This is a genomic window from Pseudophaeobacter sp. 1A09344, assembly GCF_041008745.1.
In the GTDB taxonomy this organism is placed as follows: domain Bacteria; phylum Pseudomonadota; class Alphaproteobacteria; order Rhodobacterales; family Rhodobacteraceae; genus Phycobacter; species Phycobacter gallaeciensis_A.
Map to the genome: position 1 here is coordinate 366,500 of NZ_JAXGFS010000003.1, position 22,411 is coordinate 388,910.

22 protein-coding genes are annotated in these 22,411 nt (G+C 62.8%); 14 read left to right on the plus strand and 8 right to left on the minus strand.

The annotated features are described in order from the left end of the window. Positions 1–3 precede the first annotated feature (3 nt). The 5 genes from thrC to SM765_RS07455 all read left to right on the plus strand — a co-directional run bounded on the left by thrC (position 4) and on the right by SM765_RS07455 (position 5,861). A complete protein-coding gene (gene thrC / locus SM765_RS07435; protein ID WP_274837653.1) occupies positions 4–1,392 on the plus strand; it encodes a threonine synthase in 1,389 nt (462 codons plus the stop codon). Then, on the plus strand, positions 1,389–2,654 hold the full coding sequence (locus tag SM765_RS07440; protein ID WP_274837654.1) for a M16 family metallopeptidase: 1,266 nt from the start codon (positions 1,389–1,391) through the stop codon (positions 2,652–2,654). The genes thrC and SM765_RS07440 overlap by 4 nt, the downstream gene beginning before the upstream one ends. Beyond that, a complete protein-coding gene (locus tag SM765_RS07445; protein WP_274827761.1) occupies positions 2,654–3,244 on the plus strand; it encodes a GNAT family N-acetyltransferase in 591 nt (196 codons plus the stop codon). The genes SM765_RS07440 and SM765_RS07445 overlap by 1 nt, the downstream gene beginning before the upstream one ends. A 308-nt stretch (positions 3,245–3,552) precedes the next feature. After that, complete coding sequence (locus SM765_RS07450) at positions 3,553–4,392, plus strand: MBL fold metallo-hydrolase (protein ID WP_274837655.1); 840 nt, start codon at positions 3,553–3,555, stop codon at positions 4,390–4,392. Positions 4,393–4,433: 41 nt separating this feature from the next. Beyond that, positions 4,434–5,861, plus strand: coding sequence for an FAD-binding oxidoreductase (locus SM765_RS07455; protein WP_274837656.1), 1,428 nt, complete (start codon positions 4,434–4,436; stop codon positions 5,859–5,861). A 122-nt stretch (positions 5,862–5,983) separates the two neighbouring features. On the opposite strand, the gene SM765_RS07460 is transcribed toward SM765_RS07455, so the two are convergent. From SM765_RS07460 to SM765_RS07480, 5 genes are all read right to left on the minus strand, one after another. After that, a complete protein-coding gene (locus SM765_RS07460) occupies positions 5,984–7,210 on the minus strand; it encodes an MFS transporter (RefSeq protein WP_274831285.1) in 1,227 nt (408 codons plus the stop codon). 67 nt (positions 7,211–7,277) lie between these two features. Then, positions 7,278–7,757, minus strand: coding sequence for a fasciclin domain-containing protein (locus tag SM765_RS07465; RefSeq protein ID WP_274827765.1), 480 nt, complete (start codon positions 7,755–7,757; stop codon positions 7,278–7,280). A 213-nt stretch (positions 7,758–7,970) separates the two neighbouring features. Next, a complete protein-coding gene (locus SM765_RS07470; protein WP_065272715.1) occupies positions 7,971–8,510 on the minus strand; it encodes an adenine phosphoribosyltransferase in 540 nt (179 codons plus the stop codon). Between the two features lie 182 nt (positions 8,511–8,692). After that, positions 8,693–9,559, minus strand: coding sequence for an S-methyl-5'-thioadenosine phosphorylase (locus SM765_RS07475; RefSeq protein ID WP_274837701.1), 867 nt, complete (start codon positions 9,557–9,559; stop codon positions 8,693–8,695). A 139-nt stretch (positions 9,560–9,698) separates the two neighbouring features. Further along, on the minus strand, positions 9,699–10,109 hold the full coding sequence (locus SM765_RS07480) for a helix-turn-helix domain-containing protein (RefSeq protein WP_274827766.1): 411 nt from the start codon (positions 10,107–10,109) through the stop codon (positions 9,699–9,701). Between the two features lie 73 nt (positions 10,110–10,182). Between SM765_RS07480 and SM765_RS07485 the strand changes: the two genes are divergently transcribed. Further along, a complete protein-coding gene (locus SM765_RS07485; RefSeq protein ID WP_368981478.1) occupies positions 10,183–10,689 on the plus strand; it encodes a DUF2938 family protein in 507 nt (168 codons plus the stop codon). A gap of 106 nt (positions 10,690–10,795) precedes the next feature. Further along, entirely contained in the window at positions 10,796–12,439 is a 1,644-nt protein-coding gene (locus SM765_RS07490) for a SulP family inorganic anion transporter (protein WP_274827768.1), read from the plus strand. Positions 12,440–12,729: 290 nt separating this feature from the next. Here the strand turns inward: SM765_RS07490 and SM765_RS07495 are convergent, their stop codons facing one another. Both SM765_RS07495 and SM765_RS07500 read right to left on the minus strand, forming a co-directional pair. Further along, the gene (locus tag SM765_RS07495) at positions 12,730–13,371 is read right to left on the minus strand and encodes a CatB-related O-acetyltransferase (protein ID WP_065272718.1); all 642 of its coding nucleotides are present in this window, start codon (positions 13,369–13,371) and stop codon (positions 12,730–12,732) included. Between the two features lie 8 nt (positions 13,372–13,379). Further along, entirely contained in the window at positions 13,380–13,985 is a 606-nt protein-coding gene (locus SM765_RS07500) for a flavin reductase family protein (RefSeq protein WP_065273736.1), read from the minus strand. 89 nt (positions 13,986–14,074) lie between these two features. Here SM765_RS07500 and SM765_RS07505 point away from each other — a divergent pair, with 89 nt between their 5' ends. The 4 genes from SM765_RS07505 to SM765_RS07520 all read left to right on the plus strand — a co-directional run bounded on the left by SM765_RS07505 (position 14,075) and on the right by SM765_RS07520 (position 16,375). Then, positions 14,075–14,572, plus strand: coding sequence for a GNAT family N-acetyltransferase (locus SM765_RS07505; protein WP_274831280.1), 498 nt, complete (start codon positions 14,075–14,077; stop codon positions 14,570–14,572). A 100-nt stretch (positions 14,573–14,672) separates the two neighbouring features. Then, positions 14,673–15,152 (plus strand): NUDIX hydrolase, encoded by a 480-nt coding sequence (locus tag SM765_RS07510; RefSeq protein ID WP_274827771.1) that lies wholly within the window; start codon positions 14,673–14,675, stop codon positions 15,150–15,152. Positions 15,153–15,202: 50 nt separating this feature from the next. Further along, on the plus strand, positions 15,203–15,721 hold the full coding sequence (locus SM765_RS07515) for a DUF1178 family protein (RefSeq protein ID WP_274834482.1): 519 nt from the start codon (positions 15,203–15,205) through the stop codon (positions 15,719–15,721). A gap of 12 nt (positions 15,722–15,733) precedes the next feature. Then, positions 15,734–16,375 (plus strand): SDR family oxidoreductase, encoded by a 642-nt coding sequence (locus SM765_RS07520; RefSeq protein ID WP_274827773.1) that lies wholly within the window; start codon positions 15,734–15,736, stop codon positions 16,373–16,375. An 85-nt stretch (positions 16,376–16,460) separates the two neighbouring features. Here SM765_RS07520 and SM765_RS07525 read toward each other — a convergent pair whose 3' ends face one another. Next, positions 16,461–18,227, minus strand: coding sequence for a trypsin-like peptidase domain-containing protein (locus SM765_RS07525; RefSeq protein ID WP_274827774.1), 1,767 nt, complete (start codon positions 18,225–18,227; stop codon positions 16,461–16,463). Between the two features lie 253 nt (positions 18,228–18,480). Here SM765_RS07525 and SM765_RS07530 point away from each other — a divergent pair, with 253 nt between their 5' ends. The 3 genes from SM765_RS07530 to glyS all read left to right on the plus strand — a co-directional run bounded on the left by SM765_RS07530 (position 18,481) and on the right by glyS (position 22,287). Further along, on the plus strand, positions 18,481–19,440 hold the full coding sequence (locus SM765_RS07530; RefSeq protein ID WP_065272723.1) for a glycine--tRNA ligase subunit alpha: 960 nt from the start codon (positions 18,481–18,483) through the stop codon (positions 19,438–19,440). A 14-nt stretch (positions 19,441–19,454) separates the two neighbouring features. Continuing rightward, the gene (locus tag SM765_RS07535; RefSeq protein WP_274827776.1) at positions 19,455–19,979 is read left to right on the plus strand and encodes a DUF6446 family protein; all 525 of its coding nucleotides are present in this window, start codon (positions 19,455–19,457) and stop codon (positions 19,977–19,979) included. An 82-nt stretch (positions 19,980–20,061) separates the two neighbouring features. Beyond that, positions 20,062–22,287 carry a glycine--tRNA ligase subunit beta gene (gene glyS / locus SM765_RS07540; RefSeq protein WP_274837658.1) on the plus strand — a complete coding sequence of 742 codons (2,226 nt, stop codon included), beginning with the start codon at positions 20,062–20,064 and terminating at the stop codon, positions 22,285–22,287. Positions 22,288–22,411 lie beyond the last annotated feature (124 nt).

The following is a 22,411-nucleotide window of genomic DNA, read 5'->3' on the forward strand; positions in this document are numbered from 1 at the left end:
GCGATGAAATACATCTCCACCCGCGGGCAGGCGCCCGAGCTGACGTTCGAAGAGGCGATGCTGACCGGGCTGGCCCGCGACGGCGGCCTTTATGTGCCCGCCGAGATCCCGCAGATGAGCCATGATGAGATCGCCGCGCTGTCCGGCCTCTCATACGAGGAAACGGCCTTCCGGGTGATGCGTCCCTTCCTCGGCGATTGCTTCACCGATGACGAATTCCGCGAGATCATCGCCAAGGCCTATGCCGGGTTTGGTCACGCTGCCCGCGCGCCGCTGAAACAGTTGGCGCCCAATCATTTCTTGTTGGAGCTGTTCCACGGCCCGACCCTCGCGTTCAAGGATTTCGCGATGCAGCTGATCGGTCAGCTCTTCGAAGTCGCCCTGAAACGCCGCGGCGAAAGCGTGACCATCGTCGGCGCCACCTCTGGCGATACCGGCTCTGCCGCGATTGAAGCTTTCCGGGGGCTGGATGCGGTCAATGTCTTCATCCTTTACCCCCATGGCCGCGTCAGCGAGGTGCAGCGCCGCCAGATGACCACGCCTGCGGACAGCAACGTGCACGCGCTGGCGGTCGAAGGCGACTTCGATGACTGTCAGGCGGCGGTCAAGGATATGTTCAACGATTTTGAGTTCCGTGACAGCGTACGCCTTGCCGGGGTGAACTCGATCAACTTTGCCCGTGTGTTGGCGCAGGTGGTCTATTACTTCTCCTCTGCTGTCAGCCTTGGCGCGCCGCATCGCAAGATCAGCTACACCGTGCCCACGGGCAACTTTGGTGACATCTTCGCCGGCTATATAGCCAAACAGATGGGCCTGCCCATCGACCAGCTGGTGGTCGCCACCAACCAGAACGACATCCTGCACCGCTGCCTCTCGGGGCAGGGCTATTTCAAGGGGGACACCATTCCCTCGATCAGCCCGTCGATGGACATTCAGGTCTCTTCCAACTTTGAACGTGCCCTGTTCTACGCCTACGGGCAGGATGGCGCTGCCGTGGGTCAGCTGATGGATGAGCTGAAGACGGGCGGCTTTGAGGTCAGCCAGGGCGCTATGCAGGCGCTGCAGGAGACCTATGTTTCGGGCCGCGCCTCGGAAGAAGAAACCATGGCGGCGATCAAATCCGAATGGGCCGCCTCGGGCGAACTGCTGTGCCCCCACGGCGCAGTTGGTGTGAAGGTTGCAAACCAGTTGCGCGTTGCCGATATCCCCATGGTGACGCTGGCGACGGCCCACCCGGCGAAATTCCCAGCCGCGGTGGAAGAGGCGAGTGGTATCCACCCGCCGCTGCCCGCCCGCATGGCGGATCTTTATGAGCGCGACGAGCGCGTCACCCGCATCGACAACGATCTGGCCGCCCTTGAGGCGCATATCAGAAAGAACATCGCGAATTGACAGTCCAGCAACACACACTCGCCAACGGGTTCCGCATCGTTTCGGAGAACATGCCGGGGCTGGAATCCGCCTCTATCGGGATCTGGGTGACAGCAGGCGGCCGCCACGAGCGGCCTGAACAGAATGGGATTGCCCATTTTCTTGAGCATATGGCCTTCAAGGGGACTAAGACCCGTTCGGCGCTGCAGATTGCCGAGGCGATCGAGGATGTGGGAGGCTATATCAACGCCTATACCAGCCGCGAGGTTACAGCCTATTACGCGCGGGTGCTGAAGGATGACGTGCCGCTGGCGATGGATGTGATCGGGGATATCCTGCTCAATCCGGTGTTCGACCCGCGTGAGATTGAGGTCGAGCGCGGGGTGATCCTGCAGGAGATCGGTCAGGCGCTGGATACGCCGGACGATGTGATCTTTGATTGGTTGCAGGAAGAAAGCTATCGCGATCAGGCGCTGGGGCGCACCATTCTGGGCCCGGCAGAACGCATTCGCAGCTTTTCTCGTAATGACCTGCAAGGCTTTGTCGATCAGCACTACGGACCGGGACAGATGATTCTGGCCGCGGCCGGTGCGGTGGATCACGAAGCGCTGGTGCGGCTGGCCGAGGCGCAGTTCGGCCATATGGCGCCACGGCCAGTACCGGAACCGGATGCCGCGCGCTTTACCGGTGGCGGCGAGGCGCGGCGGGATAAGCAGCTGGAGCAGGCTCATTTTGCGCTGGCTCTTGAAAGCCCCGGCTACCGCGATGATGAGATCTACACCGCGCAGATCTATGCCAGCGCCCTTGGCGGCGGCATGTCCTCGCGTCTGTTCCAGGAAATCCGCGAAAAGCGGGGTCTTTGCTATACTATCTTTGCGCAGGCAGGCGCCTATGCGGATACCGGGTCGACGACGATTTATGCAGGGACTTCGGGCGATCAGCTTGCCGATCTGGCGCATATCACCATCGACGAAATGAAGCGCGCCGCCGAAGATATGCGCGAAGACGAAGTTGCGCGCGCGCGCGCCCAGATGAAGGCCGGCATGCTGATGGGGCTGGAAAGCCCGTCGAACCGCGCCGAACGTCTGGCCCGTCTGGTGCAGATCTGGGACCGGGTACCGCCTCTGGAGGATACCGTGGCCCGCATTGATGCGGTGACCGTCGCCGGGGTGCGGGCTTTGGCCGAACGCCTTGCGGTCGCGGCACCGGCCGCGTTGGCGCTTTATGGTCCGGTCGCAGATGCGCCCAGTCTGGCGCGGCTGCAGGAGAGGCGCGCTGCCTGATGCTGCTGTCCCGCCGTAAAGTCCGGCTTGAAACAGAACGTCTGACGCTCAGACCGCCGGTGCATGGCGATTTTCACGGCTGGGCCGCGTTGCGGCTGCAAAGCCAGGACTACCTTGTCCCTTGGGAGCCGGTCTGGGCGCCGGATCACCTCAGCCGCAAGGCCTTTACCAACCGGGTCTACTGGGCGCAGCGGGCGGTGTCCTCCGGCTCGGCGCTGCCGCTGTTCCTGATCCGGCGCTCGGATCAGACGCTGGTGGGGGCGATCACGCTGGACAATATCCGCCGCGGCCCGGCGCAGGCGGGCACCCTTGGATACTGGACCGGGCAGCCCTTTGCGCGGCGTGGTTACATGGCCGAGGCGATTGGCGCGGTGGTGCATCATGCCTTTGGCAAGCTGGACCTCAGCCGAATCGAGGCAGCCTGCTTGCCGGAAAACGTGGCTTCGCGCGGTTTGCTGGAACGCTCAGGTTTCAAATACGAAGGCGTGGCGCAATCCTATCTGCAGATCAATGGCCGCTGGCGCACGCATGTGCTCTATGCCTCGCTGCGCCACGACCGGCGCGGCAAGACGCTGGTTGGTCAGGCTTAGAAATACCTATTCGAAGTATGAGGGCGACCCCTTCCGCGCCCGTAGGTGCACCGGCTGCGCCGATGCGCGCTAGCGGCCTTGGGCATGGCACCGCGCGTTGCACGGTGCAGCGCCGCGCCTAGCGCGGCGCCGGGCCCAACGGGGCAGGGGCATTCTGTGAATGCCGCGGGCCGGGCGGGAGTGTTTGCCGACACGATCAGAGCGCAGCGGCGCATAACTCGGGGCAGTGTCTGGGGGGCTGAGGCTCACTTTTGCTGATTTTGCGGAAAACAGGCTGACAGGAAGGGCGAGTGCGCTACACTTCTGCCATGCGTGTTTTTGTTCAGTATCTGGTTTCGCTCGTAGTCTCGGCAATCTTCGCCGCTCCGCTGGCCGCGCAGGAGCGCCGGGCCAGCCATTGCATTGCTCTCGCTGAGGCGGCCCCGGGGATCGCCTATCTGCACAAGGCCAGCTGGCAGGACCCGGTGCCGGAACATTCGGTGCGGATCCGGTATCTGTCGCACGCCAGTTTCCTGATTCAGACCGAAGGTGGACTGAACGTGGTGACCGACTTCACCGGCTTTACCGGATCGGCCGATTTCATCCCGGATGTGGTCACCATGAACCACGCTCATGAAACCCATTGGACCGCCCACCCCGATCCGGCCATCCCGCATGTGCTGGAAGGCTGGGGTGCCTTTGGTGAAGGGATCAGCCACTATCTGGACCTGGGTGAAATGCTGATCCGCAACGTGCCCACCGATATCCGCTCTGCCTACAGCGATGGGGTCGAGGTGGCCGGGAATTCGATCTTTGTGTTTGAGGTCGCCGGGCTGTGCATCGGGCATCTGGGCCATCTGCACCACGTGCCGACGCCCGAGCAATTCGCGGCGCTGGGGCGACTTGACGTGGTGATGGCCGCCGTGGATGGCGGCATGACCCTGGCGCTGCCTGAAATGGTCGAGGTGTTGAACCGGCTGCGGTCCTCGGTAATCCTGCCGATGCATTGGTTCACCGATTACTCGCTGGAGCGTTTCCTGTCGCAGATCGGGCCGGAGTTCGACGTGGTGCAGGATGGCGCGGCGGATATCACCGTGTCGCTGCGCAGCCTGCCGGATAGGCCGACGATCCATGTCCTGCGCCCCTCCTATCTGCGCAAAGACGAGTAAGCAGTCTTGCCTTGAGAGGCGCAATTGGACATGCAGGTTTCATGACACTGAATTCTGCCGATTCCGCCTTTGTCGCCCGCCTTGCCGATCAACTGCCAGAGGGTGTTTTGCGCCCCGCCGACCCACGCTATCTGGAAGAGCCGCGTGGAAGGTATCAGGGGCGGGCGGGGGTGCTGGCCGTGCCGCATTCCACCGAAGAGGTCGCAACGCTGGTGCGCGCTGCGCATGAGGCACGGGTGCCGGTGGTCCCCTATGGCGGCGGTACCGGTCTGGTCGGCGGTCAGGTGATGCCGGAAGGCCCGACGCCCCTGCTGCTGTCGCTGGAAAAGATGACCGCGATCCGCGGCGTCTACCCCGAGGAAAACGTGCTGATTGCCGAAGCGGGCGCGATCCTTGCCGATGTGCAGGCGGCCGCGACTGAGGCCGGACGCTTGTTCCCGCTGTCGCTGGCCGCCGAAGGCTCGGCCCGGATTGGCGGCAACCTTGCGACCAATGCAGGCGGGGTCAATGTGCTGCGCTATGGCAATGCCCGCGATCTGTGTCTGGGGCTGGAGGCCGTGCTGCCCAATGGAGAGGTCTGGCATGGGCTGTCGCGCCTCAGGAAAGACAATACCGGATATGATTTGCGCAATCTTCTGGTCGGCTCCGAAGGCTCCTTGGGTGTCATTACCGCGGCGGCGCTGAAGCTGTCACCCATCCCGGCAATGCAGGGCACCGCGGTCTTTGTGGTGCCTTCGCCGCAGGCGGCGATTGCGCTGTTGTCGCTGGCGCGTGACCAGCTGGGCGAAGGGATCAGCGCCTTTGAACTGATGCACCGGCAGGGGCTGGCGTTTCTGGCAGAAACCATGCCGCAGGTACGCCAACCCTTTGCCGAGGCGCCGGAATGGTGCGTGCTGATCGAGCTGGGGCTGGCGCGCGGGCTGGACCCGGAAGAGGCGCTTGCGGACCTGTTCGAGGCGGCGCTGGAGGCCGATCTGGCGCAGGACGGGGTGATTGCCCAGTCGGCGGCGCAGCGCGAGGCCCTGTGGACGGTGCGCGAGACGATCCCCGAGGCCAACCGTCTGATCGGCGCGATTTCCAGCCACGATATCTCGGTGCCGATCTCGGAAATTCCGGATTTCATCACGCGCGGCGGAGAGGCCATCGCCCGACTGGGATCGGGCGATATGCGGATAAACTGCTTTGGCCACCTGGGCGATGGCAACCTGCATTACAACGTCTTCCCGGCGGCGGGAAAGACGCGCAAGGAATACGAACACCTGCGCGAGGATGTGAAACGCACGGTGCATGATCTGGTGGCTGATTTCGACGGGTCGATGAGCGCTGAGCACGGTATCGGGCGTATGAAGACAGGCGATTTGGAGCGTTATGGCGATCCGGTAAAACTGGCAGCGATGCGCGCCATCAAGGCGGCGCTCGATCCCCATGGCATCATGAACCCCGGCGCGGTGCTGCGGCAAGGTACCTGACAACGTGGCGCTCCCGCGCCCGCAGGATTGGGCTGTGCCAGCCCCCTCACAGTCTTGGGCCCGGCAGCGTGAAAAGCCCGCTGTGCGCAGGGGGCACGGTTCGGCAGAGCGCGGGCGAAGGGTCAGGCGATGCTGGGGGTGGCCGACGGTTTCTGCGGGCGGCTGCGCATCAGCAGGTAGCCGATAATCAGGATATTCAGCCCGTTCCAGGCAATACCGTTGATGAAGGCCATCTGGTAGTTGCCGGTCACGTCGTAGATCCATCCGGACATCCAGCCACCCAGAGCCATGCCGAGGATGGTCATCATCATCACGAATCCGACCCGCGCACCGGCCTCTTTCGGGGGCATGTATTCGCGCACCACCAGCGCATAGCTGGGCACGATGCCCCCCTGCGCGAGGCCGAACAGCGCGCTCACCAGATAAAGCGGCACCATGCCGTCAAAGGGCAGGTAGAAGAACAGCGCGATGCATTGCAGGACCGAACCGATCAGCAGGATCGCCACGCCGCCAAGCCGGTCGGCCGCAAGGCCTGAAAGGATCCGGCTGACCACACCGCCCAGCAGCATCAGCGACAGCATCTCCGCCCCCACTGCAGGCCCGTAGCCAAGGCCGACGCAATAGGCAACGATATGCACCTGGGGCATCGACATGGCGACGCAGCAGCCGATCCCGGCAAGTCCCAGCAGCCATTGCAGGGTGCGCGCGGACATGCCGGTGCTGCGCGCATTGAGCGCCGAGGCGGCATCAGAGGCCGCATAGGCCTCTGCCGGGACTCGGCGGCGCAGCAGCAGTGCAAGCGGGATCACCACGGCAACGGTGATCGCGGCCAGGGCGAAATAGACCATGCGCCAGCCGCCAGTCTCCAGCAGCCCGGCAAGCAGCGTCGGCCAGATCGCACCAGAGAGGTAATTGCCGCTGGCCACCAGCGCCACGGCGATACCGCGCCGGCGCAGGAACCAGTGCGAGATATCTGCGATCAGAGGGCCGAAACCTGCTGCTGTGCCGAGACCCAGAAGCAGGTGCGTGAGAGACAGAACCGCCATCGTCGGCGCAAAGGTGGAGAGCACATAACCCGAAGCCGTCGCAGCAACGGCGCCAATCAGCGCGAGGGTAATGCCAAACCTGTCCACCAGCCGCCCGATCAGCAGGTTGCCAAGGGCAAAACCCACCATGGTGAGCGTATAGGGCATGGAAGAGGCCGCGCGTCCGGAGCCGAATTCGGCTTCGACGGCGGGCATGATGACAATGATCGCCCACATGCCCACATTGGCCACGGTTGCAATGGCCAGGGTGATAAGAAGTCGAAGCCAGGAATAGCGGCTGTCAAGGATCGCGGCAGTGTTCATGCCGGCACGCTAGGGCGCGTGCCGGCGGGCTGCAACTGAATTCGCCATCACGAATTCGCGTCTGCGCTTACTTCGGGAGGATGACCTTGTCGATCACGTGGATCACGCCGTTCTCGGCCTCGATATCGGCGGTGACCACGCTGGCATCGTTGACCATCACACCCTTGTCGAGATCAATCATCACCGCGCTGCCCTGCACGGTTGCGGCGCTCATGTCGTCAGTAAGGTCACCGGACATCACCTTGCCCGGCACCACGTGGTAGGTCAGGATCGACACCAGCTTTTCCTTGTTCTCGGGCTTCAGCAGGTCTTCGACCGTGCCTTCGGGCAGGGCGGCAAAGGCGGCATCGGTCGGGGCGAAGACGGTGAAAGGACCTTCGCCTTTCAGGGTGTCCACCAGACCGGCGGCCTTTACGGCGGCGACCAGGGTGTTGAAGTCTCCGGCGCCGACAGCGGTGTCGACGATATCCTTTGAATGACCGCCTGCGAAGGCCGCTCCGGCCATGAACAGCGTGGCTGCGGTGGTCGTCATCATCTTGCGGAACATCTTGGTCTCCTCATGTGTTTCGGTTGTGCGACACCTTTCGTCAGGCATCGTGAGACCTACGGCAGAGGGGGCGGTCCGGATGAAGCGGGTTTTCGCCGGGAGGGGTTTGACAAGAAAACCGCCGGAGCTAAGCCCGGCGGCGTCATGATTTCCAATCAACAAAACGTGATCAGGATGTGACTGATCCGTGACCCTCCTTCGGCGCGGGCCGGTTCAGTCGCCTTCGAATTCGCACAGGACGTGGACGTCCATTCCGAGATCCTCAAGCTTCTTGCGGCCGCCCAGATCGGGCAGGTCGACAATGAAGGAACAGGAGATGATCTCGCCCCCCAGCCGCTCGATCAGCTTGATCCCGGCGCCTGCGGTTCCGCCGGTGGCCAGCAGATCATCGACCACTAGCACCTTTTCTCCGGGCTGGATGGCATCGTCGTGGATCTCGACAATCGCTTCGCCGTATTCCAATTGGTATTCTTCGCTGATGGTGGTGCCGGGCAACTTGCCTTTCTTGCGGATCGGCACAAAGCCGACGCTTAGCTGGTGAGCGATGGCGCCACCCAGGATGAAACCGCGCGCCTCAAGACCCACGACCTTGTCGATCCGCTCACCGGCGTAGGGGTGCAGCATCTGGTCGATGGCCATACGGAACCCGCGCGGATCGGCGAACAGGGTGGTGACATCGCGGAACATGATCCCTTCGTGCGGGAAATCGACGATGGTGCGGATGTAGTCTTTGACGGCGGTTTTCTTGGGCATGGAAGGCTCCTGCTTGCGGGAACGGATGGCGCGGATGGGTGCGGCCCGGACCGGTAAAGGGGCACCGGAGCCGCCACGGGGTTTGGCCGAAGCGCGCCGCCCATGCAAGGAAAACCTTGCGATCCTGGGGCGCCCGGTGCCGCAGAGCGGCGGTGAGCGGGCCCAAGACGATTGGAGGGCGATCAGTCGCTGAGCACGCGGCCTGCCACCGCATCCAGTTTGGCCAGAACCGCAGGGTCGCGTTTTTCGGGGGCGGTCATGATGGCGTATTCCAGCGCCCGGTCGCAGCCATGCGGGCAGGGCGCACGGTCGGCGCCCAGAATGCCCGGCAAGCGGCGCACGAGTTCACGCCCGTTGCTGGAGTTGCCCTGCAGCGTGGCCAGGATCTCGGTGATATCAACGGCGCCATGATCCGGGTGCCAGCTGTCATAATCGGTCACCATCGCGATGGAGGCGTAGCACAGCTCTGCTTCGCGGGCGAGTTTGGCCTCGGGCATGTTGGTCATGCCGATCACGTCGCAGCCCCAGCTTTCGCGGTACATTTTCGATTCCGCCACCGAGGAGAACTGCGGCCCCTCCATGCAAAGATAGGTGCCGCCGCGGTGCACGGTGATCCCGGCATCGCGCGCTGCCGCCTCGGCCGCATCGCTGAGCCGCTCGCAAGTGGGGTGGGCGACGCTGACATGGGCGACGCAGCCGGTCCCGAAGAAGGATTTTTCCCGTGCAAAGGTGCGGTCGATGAACTGATCGACGATGACGAAATCGCCCGGCGCCATGTTTTCGCGAAAAGACCCGCAGGCAGAGACGGAAAACACATCTGTAACGCCCAGCCGTTTCAGCGCGTCGATATTGGCGCGGTAGGGCACTTCGGTCGGGGAATGCACGTGGCCACGCCCATGCCGCGGCAAGAAGGCCATTTTCACGCCGTCCAGCGTGCCGGTCAGGATTTGATCCGAGGGCGTACCCCAGGGGGTTTCAACGCTGACCCACTCGGCCCCGTCCAGCCCGTCGATATCGTAGATGCCGGAGCCGCCGATGACGGCGATCATGGTGTCCTTGGTCACGTCCTATTCTCCTGCTGATGTTGCTTCTTGGGTATGCGCAAGACGGCGCCCTTTTGGCAAGCCCCGCTGTCTCACGATGCCGAAACCGGATGGGCTGGGCGCGCAGGTAACCCCGTGCGAGAGGTCAGCGCTTTGGTGTCGATGCGCGGGTCAAGGCGCTGTCCATCATGCGCCGGAAGGTGGGGCACTGACTGTGGTCCGGAGCAGTGCATTCTGCCACGTGGCGCAGCGCACGGGACAGGACACGGAGCTCTCGGATGCGCTGCTCGACCTCATCTGCGCGCGCGTGCAGTCTTTGGCGGTCGAGATCGAACCCGTCTGCATTGCCCAGCATGGCGCCTATCTCTTGCAGGTTGAACCCGGCGGCCCGTCCCATGGCAATGAGCGCGAGCCGGTCCAGAACGCTGTCGTCATACTGACGTCGCAAGCCCTTCCGGCTGTCGGCGCGGATCAGGCCGATATCTTCGTAGTATCGCAGGGCAGAGGGTTTGACGCCGCTGCACCGGGCAACCTCGGCGATATCCAGAGATTTCATCTTGACCTCAAGCTGGCTTGAATTTGCACACCTCAGATCTCTAGCAGTTTGAGTTATGAAACAGGAGCAAATTATGGAGATGCATTGGAGCCTGATCTGGCAGGTCACTTTCGTTGGGAGCGTTGCAACTGCGCTGATTGATGTCGCAGCATGGGCGCGAGGCCGCTGGATGGGCGTGCCGGGGCCGAACTGGGGACTTGTCGCACGCTGGGTGTTGGGTCTTTTCCAAAGACGCCTGATGCTGGGCGCCGGCGAAAAGAAGATGCCCCCAAGGGGTTTTGAAACCGCGCTGGGTTGGATGTTTCACTATGCGGTTGGGGGCGCGCTAGCCTTCGGCCTGTGGGGCATAGCTGGCGCAGGATGGCTTCAGGCACCGGCCTTTGGCCTGTCGCTTGGCTACGGAGTATTGACGGTGGTCTTGCCCTTTTGCCTGTTGCAGCCCGCAATGGGTTTGGGATTTGCCGCCCGCAAGACAGCCTTTCCGTGGCGCGCTCGATTGAACAGTCTGATCACGCATGGTCTTTTTGGGTTTGGTCTGTTTTTGGGCAGTGCGCTATTGCAGGTGATTTCAGCCCGCTAACCAAAGGGCGAGAGGAGGTCAGATCGGATCACGAGCCTTGCCCCCAAGGCCAGTTTCAGCTAGGGGCGGGCCACAACGTGACCTCCTCCAACCGCAGGTATTCTTGATGAAACGCGCCGCCATGGCCCTTTTGGCCAATCGTATTTCCCCGCCGAACCTATCCATCATGCAGGACGAGGGCTGGTCCGTGGGCCGCGTGCGCACTGAGCTGTTGTCGGGGCTGACCGTGGCGTTGGCGCTGGTCCCCGAGGCGGTGGCTTTTGCCTTTGTCGCCGGGGTGCACCCGCTGGTGGGCCTTTATGCGGCCTTTATGGTGGGGTTGATCACGGCGCTGATCGGCGGACGGCCCGGCATGATCTCGGGGGCGACGGGGGCGCTTGCGGTGGTCATGGTGGCGCTGGTGGCGGAACACGGCGTCGAGTATCTTTTTGCAACCGTGGTGCTGATGGGCATCCTGCAGGTGATCGCCGGGGTGATGCATTGGGGTAAATTCATCCGTCTGGTGCCGCATCCGGTGATGCTGGGCTTTGTGAACGGTCTGGCCATCGTTATTTTCCTGGCGCAGCTCACCCAGTTCAAGGTCCCCGGCAGCGGTGGCACCGAGTGGTTGTCCGGCCTGTCGCTTTATATGATGCTGGGGCTGGTGGCCCTGACCATGGCGATTATCTGGGGCACGCCCAAGATCACCTCGGTGATCCCGGCGCCGCTGGCGGGCATTGGCATCGTGGCAATCCTCGTGATCGCACTGGGCCTTGATGTGCCGCGGGTCGGCGATCTGGCCTCGATCGAAGGCGGCTTTCCGGCCTTTCACAATCCCTTTGGTGATGGCATTGGCCTTTATGGGACTGCGCTGGCGCCGTTCAATCTGGAAACCCTTGAGATCATCCTGCCCTATGCGGTGATCCTGGCCGCCATTGGTCTGATCGAAAGCCTGCTGACGCTGAACTTGGTGGGCGAAATCACCGGCAAGCGCGGCGGTGCCAGCCAGGAGTGCATCGCACAGGGCACCTCGAATATCGTCACCGGTTTCTTTGGCGGCATGGGCGGCTGCGCCATGATCGGTCAGTCGATGATTAACGTGAAGTCGGGTGGCCGCACCCGGATCGCCGGTATTGCGGCGGCGCTGTTCCTGTTGACCTTTATCGTCGTGGCTTCGCCGCTGATCGAACAGATCCCGCTGGCGGCGCTGGTGGGGGTGATGTTCATGGTGGTGATCGGCACCTTCGCCTGGAACAGTCTCAAGATCATGACCAAGGTGCCGCTGATGGATGCCTTTGTGATCGTGCTGGTGACGGTGGTGACGGTGATGACCGACCTTGCCATCGCCGTGGTGGTCGGGGTGATCGTCTCGGCGCTGGCCTATGCCTGGAACAACGCGCGCCGCATTCACGCCCGCACCCGCGAATCCGCCAGCGACAAGGGGGCCAAGGTTTATGAAATCGAAGGTCCGCTGTTCTTTGGCTCCACCGATGGTTTCATCGAGCTCTTCGACGTGGCAGGCGATCCCGAGCGTGTGATCGTCGATTTTGCCAACAGCCGGGTGGTGGACCAGTCTGCTCTGCAGGCGATCGAGGCGCTGGCCGGAAAGTACGAGGAGGAGGGCAAGACCATCGTGCTGCGTCACCTCAGCCGTGATTGCCACCAGCTCCTTTCCAAGGCCGGCCACTTGATGGTCGACAGCGACGATGACCCGGAATACGCGCTGGCGGTGGATTACTCGGTGAAGACCGGGGTTCTGGGCGGCCACTGACCGTCTAGGTTAAGTCTGGAAAATTGAATGGGGCCTCCGGATGCGGAGGCCCCTTTTTGATGTGTGTAGGGTATTAAGGAAGAAGTCTCGGGCTCACCAAAGCAGCAGCCCCGGATCCGCCCACGCGCGGCCTGTCTGTCACGAACCCTGTCCCGCGCGACAAGCAAAATGGCCGTATCCACGCCCCTGTTTGGGGCGCGGAACCTCGGCAATTTGGCTTGCACTTGGTCCGGCTTCGTGCCCGCAGGCTTGCGTCGAGGGCGGCTCCGAAGCAGCAGCTTGGGCAGGTGTCAGTCGGGCGCGAGGCTTTCGAGCATATCGAGATCGCCGGACAGCAGCGCAGGCTCGGCGCGCAGGATCAGATCGACAGGCCAGTCCCACCATTTGAGGGCCAGAAGCCGCGCGATCTGGGGTTTTGAAAAGCGAAAGCGCTCGGCGCGTCCGGGATTGCCGGTGACGATGCCATAGGCCGGAACCGAGCCGCGCACCACAGCGCCTGCGCCGATGATGGCGCCATCGCCGATGCGCGCACCGGGCAGGATTATTGCGCCATAGCCGATCCAGACGTCATTACCGATCACGGTATCGCGGGTGTCGGGCTGAAAACCTGCCATCTGCGCGGGGTCGAAGACCGGGAAGGGGTAGCAGCTGAGCCCGTCCTGCCCGTGGTTGGCCGAGGCGGTGATGAAACGCGCGCCATGGGCGATCTGGCAAAAGCGTCCGATCACCAGCCTTTCGCGGGCACCGGGGAACAGGTAGGGCGCCAGATGCGACGCCCAGTCCTTTGGCGGATCGAAATCCGAGGCATAGCTGTAATCGCCAACCTGGAAATTGGGATGGTCCACCGCGCGCGACAGCATCACGGTGCCCGCATGGGGCGTGCCGTCTGGCAGGATGATCGGGTGGCGCAGGCCGGGATCGGGAAGGGGCATGATGGGGCTCAGTCGTCGGGGCGGGCCAGCGAGAAGACCTCGGTCACACGGGAATAATCGCGGTAACCAAGGCGGGCCAGCGGTTCAAATGTGGTGACGTCGAACATGCCGTCCTTCATGCAGTCATCGCGCAGGTGCACGCCGGTCACTTCGCCAAAGGCGACGCGGTTGGAGACTCCGGGTAGCGTCACGATCTTGGTCAGCTTGCACTCCAGCGCGGCGGGGGCACCGGCAATGCGGGCGCAATTGATGGTCTGGCAGTCCTCGGCGGTAAGACCCGCATGGGCGAATTCATCGACCTCTTTGCCCAAGGTCTGCGAGCTGGCATTCATCGCATCGCGCATGGCGTAGGAGACGATATTGACGCAGAAGACGCCGGTCTCCTCGATATTGGCCATGCTGTCCTTGGTGTTGTCCTGGTCTTCCTTGCTGCCGGTGGAGGCAAACATCACCTGCGGCGGCGTATAGGCGACGCCGTTGAAAAAGGAATAGGGCGCCAAGTTGTTGACCCCGTCAGCCGAGCGGGACGAGATCCAGCCGATCGGGCGCGGCGTGATCACGGCGTTGAACGGGTTATGGGGCAGGCCGTGGCCGTCTTCGGGGCGGTAGAACATGCGCATCTCCAATTGTTTGCTCAATGCTTAGGCCCGTGCTAGGGCGAATTCCACCCCTTTACGGGTGATTTCGCGGAGGCGTGAGTGGCGTGATCGAACTGAAACCGGAGCAGCCGGACGACCGCTGGGAAGTGGAGGCGCTTTATGATCTGTGCTTTGCGCCGGGGCGTGAGGCGCTGTCGTCCTATCGGTTGCGCGACGGGATTCCGCCGGTTTCGGGCCTCAGCCTAGTGGCGCGGGATGAACAGGGCATTCTGGCCGGTGCGATCCGGTTCTGGCCGGTGCATGTGGGTACGGCGGATGCGCTGTTGCTGGGCCCGGTGGCGGTACACCCGACCCACCAGGGGGAGGGGCTGGGCGGGTCTCTGATCCGGGACAGCCTTGCGCGGGCCGCCGATTCTGGCTGGGCGCGCGTCATGCTGGTGGGCGATGCGCCCTATTACCGCCGGTTTGGCTTCGAGAAGCTTGAGGGCGTGTTGATGCCGCCGCCCACCAACCCCGACCGGGTGCTGGGGCTGGCGCTGATCGCGGATGCCTGGGACGGTGTTGACGGAGATGTGACCCGCTGGACCCGCACGCAGGATTAAGCGGTCGATCCCGCTTCAACTGGGGGCCTTTTCTCTGCTATCGTGAAAGGAGGATAGGGGCTGTATCCACAGAAACCCTGCAAGCCCAGGTGGTGCCACATTGAACAGATCCGCTCTGTCTGCCATTTCAAAGTCGGGGACGGGGACCGCAACCCAGGTCGCGGCGCTGTGTTTTCGCATCACTAAGACCGGCAAGCCGCGGATTCTGATGATCACGTCGCGAGGAACCGGGCGCTGGATCCTGCCGAAAGGCTGGCCGATCCCGGGGCGCAGCCTGGCCGAATCCGCAGCTATTGAAGCCTGGGAGGAAGCGGGCGTGCGGGGCGTTCCGGTGGACAGCTGCCTGGGCGAGTTTACCTATGACAAATGGCGCAGCGAATTATCACCTGTGCCCTGTGTCGTGCGGGTCTATCCCGTCATCGTGACGGCCTTGCAGGATGAGTTCCCCGAACGGCATCAGCGCCAGCGGGCGTGGACATCCCCGCGCAAGGCTGCTGGGCTGGTGCAGGAAAAGGCGCTGAAGAAAATTCTTACCCGGTTTGATCCTGATGGGATCGGCTCTGAACTTTTCAACTCTTGAAGTGAGGTGAGGGGAACGCGTAATGGGCAGTATCCGCTGCGAGAAACGAGATGATACAGTATAGTCTGAAATGCGCCGAGGGTCACAGCTTTGACAGCTGGTTCCAGTCGGCTGCTGCCTTTGACAAACTGGCCGCCGCCGGGATGGTGTCCTGCGCCATCTGCGGTTCGCAAAAGGTGGAGAAGGCCATTATGGCGCCGCATGTGCGTCCCGGTCGCAAGTCTGTTTCCCCCTCAACTGACCCCGATACCGCCACCGCGTCCGCGCAGGCAGGCGGAGCTTCGCCGCAGGCTTCTGTTCCTGCCCAGGTGCCGGAAGGGGCGCCAGGTGCCCTCAGCGCTCCTGCCAGCGAGCAGGAAAAGGCCCTCCGCGAGCTGCGGCGCCAGGTCGAGGAGAACTCGGACTACGTCGGAAAGGATTTCGTTTCGGAAGCGCGTGCCATGCATTTGGGCGATGCGCCCGAACGGGCCATTCACGGCGAGGCGCGGCTGGACGAGGCAAAGGCATTGATTGAGGACGGGGTGCCGGTTTTGCCGCTGCCTTTCGGTCCGACGCGAAAAACGAATTAAAGGGACAGGCATATGCACGCAGTTGTGACCGGGGCGAGCCGGGGCATTGGCCGGGAGCTGGTAAAGCAGCTCACAGAGGCCGGGCACGAGGTGACAGGCACCTCGCGGGATCATTCCTCGGGGGTGCGGCTTGATGTCTGCGATTCCGGCCAGCAGGCGCGATTTGCCGCCCACCTGGGCGATAAACCGGTTGATCTTCTGGTCTGCAACGCTGGTGTCTATATCGACAAGGGCATGGCGCTGGAGGATTACACCACCGAGGTCTGGAGCAAGTCCCTGGCGGTGAATGTCACCGGCGTGTTCCTGACTGTGCAGGCGTTGCTGCCGAACCTGCGCCTGTCGGATAACCCGAAAATCGCGATCATTTCTTCCCAGATGGCCAGCCATGCCCGCGCCCCGGGGGGCAGCTATGCCTATCGCGCCTCAAAGGCGGCGGCGCTGAACATCGGGCGCAATCTGGCGACGGATTTGAAACCTGAAGGTATTTCGGTCGGGATCTATCATCCCGGCTGGGTGCGCACCGATATGGGCGGCAGCGAAGGGGATATCTCGGTCCAGGAATCGGCGGCTGGGTTGATGCATGAATTCGACGTGCTGACACTGCAGACGACGGGCTGCTTTCACACCTGGGATGGCCGTATCCACGCCTTCTGAGCCGAACCAACGCGTGCCGCCAAATGAAAACGCCAGAGCGGCAGGCTCTGGCGTTTTGCTTTATGTGCAGGTCTTTTCTACGTCGTTACTCCCAGCAGCTGACCAGAACGGTCATGCCGCTGGCGTGGCGTACCAGTGCCTCGTTCGACAGGGGCGCGGCACCGGCGGATTGATCGGCGCTGGCGATCCCTGCAGCCGTAATCGCATTGCGCAGCGCCGTGGCATTGATACCAAAGCTGACGCCCTCGGGCAGTTGGCGGCCCTTGATTTCGCGCGGCAGCAGCATGCCCAGAACCGCACCAGAGGCATCCAGCACCGGACCACCCGCATCGCCGGGCTGGGCTGCGAGATCCAAGCGTATCACGCCGTTGTTGCCATCAAGGCTTTTGATATCGGCCAGGGTGCCGAAGGTCAGGCTGGGAGCGCCCAGAATGCCCTCGTAGGAGAAACCCGACACGGCGATTTCGGATTGCAGGCGCGGCGTCTGGGTGGTGAACCCAGCAACGGCCATCGGGGCCAGGTTCTGGACAGGCTGCAGGATCGCGAGGCCATCCTCGGCATTGTTCGCGGCGACGGTTGCCTGATAGCCATGGTCCAGCGTGATCCGGCTGCAGCCTGCAACCACATCTGAGGTCGTCACCACGGCGCCGTTCTGGTCGACAAAGAAACCGGTCCGGGACAGGCGGGGCTTGCGCACTTCCAGACCGGACACCAGATCGACGCTCTGGCGCACGTCGCTGCCTGCGGCGGCGTCCAGCACCCCGTCAAGCCGCTGGAAACTGTTCTGCATGGCGGCCAGCACCCGGGCACGGCGGTCCTCATCCCCGGTCGGCCAGATCAGGGTGAAGCCCTTGATCTCACCATTCTGCAGTCTGGCCTCGGTATGAGAGACGATCTGCCCGTTGCTGCCTTCGATGGTGAAACTGTCGTTGCCGCGCTGCCGGGGGCCGTCCAGAGGGACGATCTCAAGCGTCTGCATGATGTCATAAAGACCGAACAGCGTGTTCTTGTCGCCGCGCTGGCTGATCATCAGCACGCGCACGCCCAAAGAGCCGCGGCTGTCGTAATGGGCAAAGGGCGATTCATAGCGGGAGAAGGCGACTTCACCAGCGGGAATATCCATCGAGATCCCGGCGCCGGTATCGATGACATTGGCCATGCCGACGGAAATCAGCGGCGCGTTGTAATCATCCAGCAGAACCTGACGCTGTGCGGTGGTCAGAACGCCGGTGGGCTCAAAACCCTTGAAGGACTGCCAGTCCGACATGGACCGGCGCGTGCCGCGGCCAAAGGCGCCGTCGATCGCAGCAGCATAGAAACCGGCGGCTTTCAGGGCGATCTGAAGCTCCTCGCGCTCTTCTCGGGTCAGCAGGCGTTCGCTGCGGCGGGCCTCGGCCGGGGTTTCATCGGGCAGGGTGATTTGCGGCTGCGATTCAACAACAGGTTCGGACACCTGCGGCACGGCCGGAGCCGTGGTCGGAGCCGTCGCGGTGGCCTGATCCTGTGCGCCGACCGGATAGAACTGATTGCGTAGGTTGGCCTGGAAGGCGATGAAGCTGTCGCGGGGGATCTGCCCCTCGCTGCGGTAGACCTGCAGGACCCGTTCGGCATCCTGGCGGGTATAGGGGCCAAGAACGATGCCGTACCAACCTGCGCCAAGGGTGAAACCGGCCACATCGGGCAGTCGCGCGGCATAGCTTTGCGCTTCCTGCTGGGCATCAGCCAGAGACGGGCGGGCCGCGATCTGGATCCAGACGGTCTCCTGTCCGGCTTGTTGCGCCTGTGCTGGGCCAGCCAGAGCAAATGCAAACATATTGAGCGCCAGCAGCAGGGCGGTGACTATTCTTTTCATTACAGGACCTCTATCCCGATGGGGCAATTTGTTGTTGCGCAGATAAGCATTTTGATGGGGTAAAGAAAACTCCTGCAGAAGGGGGAATTCGTGCCTTGATGCAGCAAACCATCACCTTTGCCGCAGCCAGAGGCGCAAAGCATCCCTTACCTTGCCGTTCAAAGGCGACTAGCCGTTGACCCCCGGCGGGGGCTTGCATAGGAAGAACCCCGCATTTGCTGCCCTATTGAGATGTCCCAGAGAGGGATCTGATATGACCCAGACCACCAGCGGCGCCGCCGCCACCACTGCCTCCACCGACGCGCCGCGCTCGTTTCAGGAAATCATCCTGCGGCTGCAGGCCTACTGGGCATCCAAGGGCTGCGCCATCATGCAGCCCTATGACATGGAGGTCGGCGCCGGCACCTTCCATCCGGCCACGACGCTGCGCTCGCTAGGCTCGGCGCCCTGGGCTGCGGCCTATGTGCAGCCTTCACGTCGTCCCACCGATGGCCGCTATGGTGAGAACCCCAACCGTCTGCAGCATTACTACCAGTATCAGGTGCTGATCAAACCCAGCCCGCCGAACCTGCAGGAGCTCTATCTCGGCAGCCTTGAGGCGATCGGCATCGACATGGAGTTGCACGACATCCGTTTCGTCGAGGACGACTGGGAAAGCCCGACCCTGGGTGCCTGGGGACTTGGCTGGGAAGTTTGGTGCGATGGCATGGAAGTCAGCCAGTTCACCTATTTTCAGCAGGTCGGCGGCCATGATTGCGCGCCGGTGTCGGGTGAGCTGACATACGGTCTGGAGCGTCTGGCGATGTATGTTCTGGGTATCGACCACGTGATGGACATGCCTTTCAATGATCCGAATGCGCCGATCCCGCTGACCTATGGCGATGTGTTCAAGCAGACCGAAGAGGAATACGCCCGCTGGAACTTCGACGTGGCCAACACCGAGGTTCTGCTGCGCCATTTCGAAGAGGCCGAGGCGGAGTGCAACACGATCCTGTCGCAGGCGCATGACGACCCCAAGACCGGCAAGCGCATCATCATGGCGCATCCGGCCTATGATCAATGCATCAAGGCGAGCCATATCTTTAACCTGCTGGATGCGCGCGGGGTGATTTCGGTTACCGAACGTCAGGCCTATATCGGCCGGGTTCGGGCGCTGGCCAAGCAATGCGCCGATGCCTTTGTGCAGACAGCCGCTGGCGGACAGGCCGCCTGAAGGGGACAGACGCCATGCTAGGCAAGGTTCTTGCGATCATTCTTGGATTGTCCGCGCTCGTCGCGGGCGGCGCCATGTACTATCTTCAGGTCTATGGCTTCTATGAAGAGGTCGCGCCGCAACCGGGCCGCGACGTGGTGCTGTTGCCACTGGATGGCAGCGAGCCGCGCCCGATCGCCTATGATGATTTCCAGGCGATCGACGCGGACAGCTCTCCGATCCGCTACCGGGCCTGCTTCACGACCGATTTGACGCGGCAGGATCTGGCAGCGGAATTCACCCCTTCCAAGCAGACCGTGCCGCGCAATGCGCCGGGCTGGTTCGACTGTTTCGACGCCGAAGCGCTGGGCACCGCGCTTGAGGAAGGTACTGCCACCGCTTTCGTTTCAGTGAAGAACATTTCCTATGGTGTCGATCGCATCGTGGCGATCACCGATCAGGGACAGGGCTTTGTCTGGCACGATATGAACGATTGCGGCAAACAGACCTATGATGGCACCTCTGTGGTGGAGGGCGCCTGCCCGGAGCGGGACGAGTAAACCATCTGTCAGCCCATCCGGGGCTGCTGTACTGACTGAAGATTTTTCGCGCCACCGGCGCATCTACCCCCGAGGACCTGGAATGCCCGATCTGCTGATTGAACTGTTTTCCGAAGAAATCCCGGCCCGTATGCAGGCGCGTGCGGCGGCGGATCTGAAAAAACGGATGACCGACGGTCTGGTCGAGGCCGGTCTGACCTATGCCGCCGCCCACGCCCTGTCGACACCGCGCCGTCTGACCCTTGCTGTCGATGGTCTGCTGGCCGAAAGCCCCACCCTGCGCGAAGAGCGCAAGGGCCCCAAGGTCGGCGCGCCGGACAAGGCCGTCGAAGGCTTCCTGCGCGGCGCCGGAATTTCCCGTGATCAGCTGGAAGAGCGCGAGACGCCAAAGGGCGCCGTCTATTTCGCCACTATCGAAAAACCCGGTCGCCCGGCGGCAGAGATCATCGCCGAGGTGCTGGAGACGACGATCCGCAACTTCCCCTGGCCGAAATCCATGCGCTGGGGCGCTGGTTCCTTGCGCTGGGTGCGTCCGCTGCAATCGATCCTCTGCATCCTGTCGGATGAGGGCGGCGCCGAGGTGGTGCCGTTTGAAATCGAAGGCCTGAAGGCGGGCGACAGCACCCGGGGCCACCGCTTCATGGCGCCGGACAGCTTTACCGTCACCGGTTTTGAGGACTATTCCGCCAAGCTCAAGCGCGCTTACGTGATCTTGCACCCGGCAGAACGCGAGGCCGCGATCTGGCATGATGCTACCAACCAAGCCTTCGCTGGTGGTCTTGAGGTGGTCGAGGACAAGGGGCTGTTGACCGAAGTCGCGGGTCTTGTGGAATGGCCAGTGGTCCTGATGGGCAAGATCGACGACGATTTTCTGGAGCTGCCGCCCGAGGTGCTGCAGACCTCGATGAAGGAGCACCAGAAGTTCTTCTCGGTCCGCAATCCAAAGACGGGCCGGATCGAAGGCTTTGTCACCGTTGCCAACCGCGAAACCGCCGATCACGGCGCTACTATTCTGGCGGGCAATCAGAAGGTTCTGTCGGCGCGTCTGGCCGATGCGAAATTCTTCTGGGAGAACGATCTGCGCGTGGCCAAAGAGGGTATGTCCTCCTGGACCGAGGCGCTGTCGAACGTGACCTTCCACAACAAGCTGGGCACCCAGGCCGAGCGGATTGAGCGGATTGCCGCGCTTGCCCGCGAGCTGGCACCGGTGCTGTGCGCCGACGCGGATCTGGCCGAACAGGCGGCTCGCGTGGCCAAGGCGGATCTGTCGTCGGAAATGGTCTATGAATTCCCTGAGCTTCAGGGCCTGATGGGCCGCTATTACGCCGAGGCCGCGGGTCTGCCGCAAGAAGTGGCCAATGCCTGCGAACAGCACTATTCTCCGCTTGGCCCGTCGGATGATGTGCCGAGTGAGAAGATCTCGGTCGCGGTCGCGCTGGCGGACAAGCTGGACACGCTGACCGGTTTCTGGGCGATCGATGCAAAACCTACCGGGTCAAAAGACCCCTTCGCTTTGCGCCGCGCGGCGCTGGGCGTCATCCGGCTGGTGCTGGAAAATGACATCCGCACGCCGCTGGACCAACATATCGACACCCATCTGCTGCGCCACGAGCTGGAACAGAATGGCGATGACGCTGTATCGGCCGGGCTGATGCGCGACATGATCAAGGAAATCGCCGAACATGGCGTCTTCGGCTCCGCGGTGCGCACGGTTCTGGATGCCTTTGATGGCGATCTGCCCAAGCATATGGAAGAGCTGAAGGACAGCCTTCCGGATGTGTCGCGCGATCTGCTGACGTTCTTCCATGACCGGCTGAAGGTGTTCCTGCGCGATCAGGGTATCCGCCACGATGTGATCGATGCCTGTATTGCCATGGACGGCAACGACGATCTGACACTGCTGGTGAAACGCGCCCGGGCGCTGGAAGCCTTCCTCAAGACCGAGGATGGCGAGAACCTGCTGCAGGGCTTCAAACGCGCCAATAACATCCTGTCCCAGGCCGAAGAGAAGGACGGGGTCGAATACTCCTTTGGCGCTGACAAGAAATTCGCCGAGGACGACAGCGAGATTGCCTTGTTTGATGCGCTTGAACTGGGCGAGGGGGCGATCTCCTCGGCCATCGAGGCCGAAGATTTCGCGGCCGCCATGGGCGGCATGGCGGCGCTGCGGGCACCGATCGACGCCTTCTTCGAGGCGGTGCAGGTCAATTCGGACAAGGAAATCGTGCGCCGTAACCGGCTGAACCTGCTGCACCAGATCCGCGCGGTCTGTGGCCAGGTGGCTGACCTGACCCGCCTGGAAGGCTGAACGGCATCCCGAGCTTCAGGCCCGGATAAAACCATAGTAAACGCCGCGCTGATTGCGCGGCGTTTTTCGTTGGACGCGGCAGGGCCTTCGCAGGGCACCCGGCTCGGCGTGGATAACGTCAGGA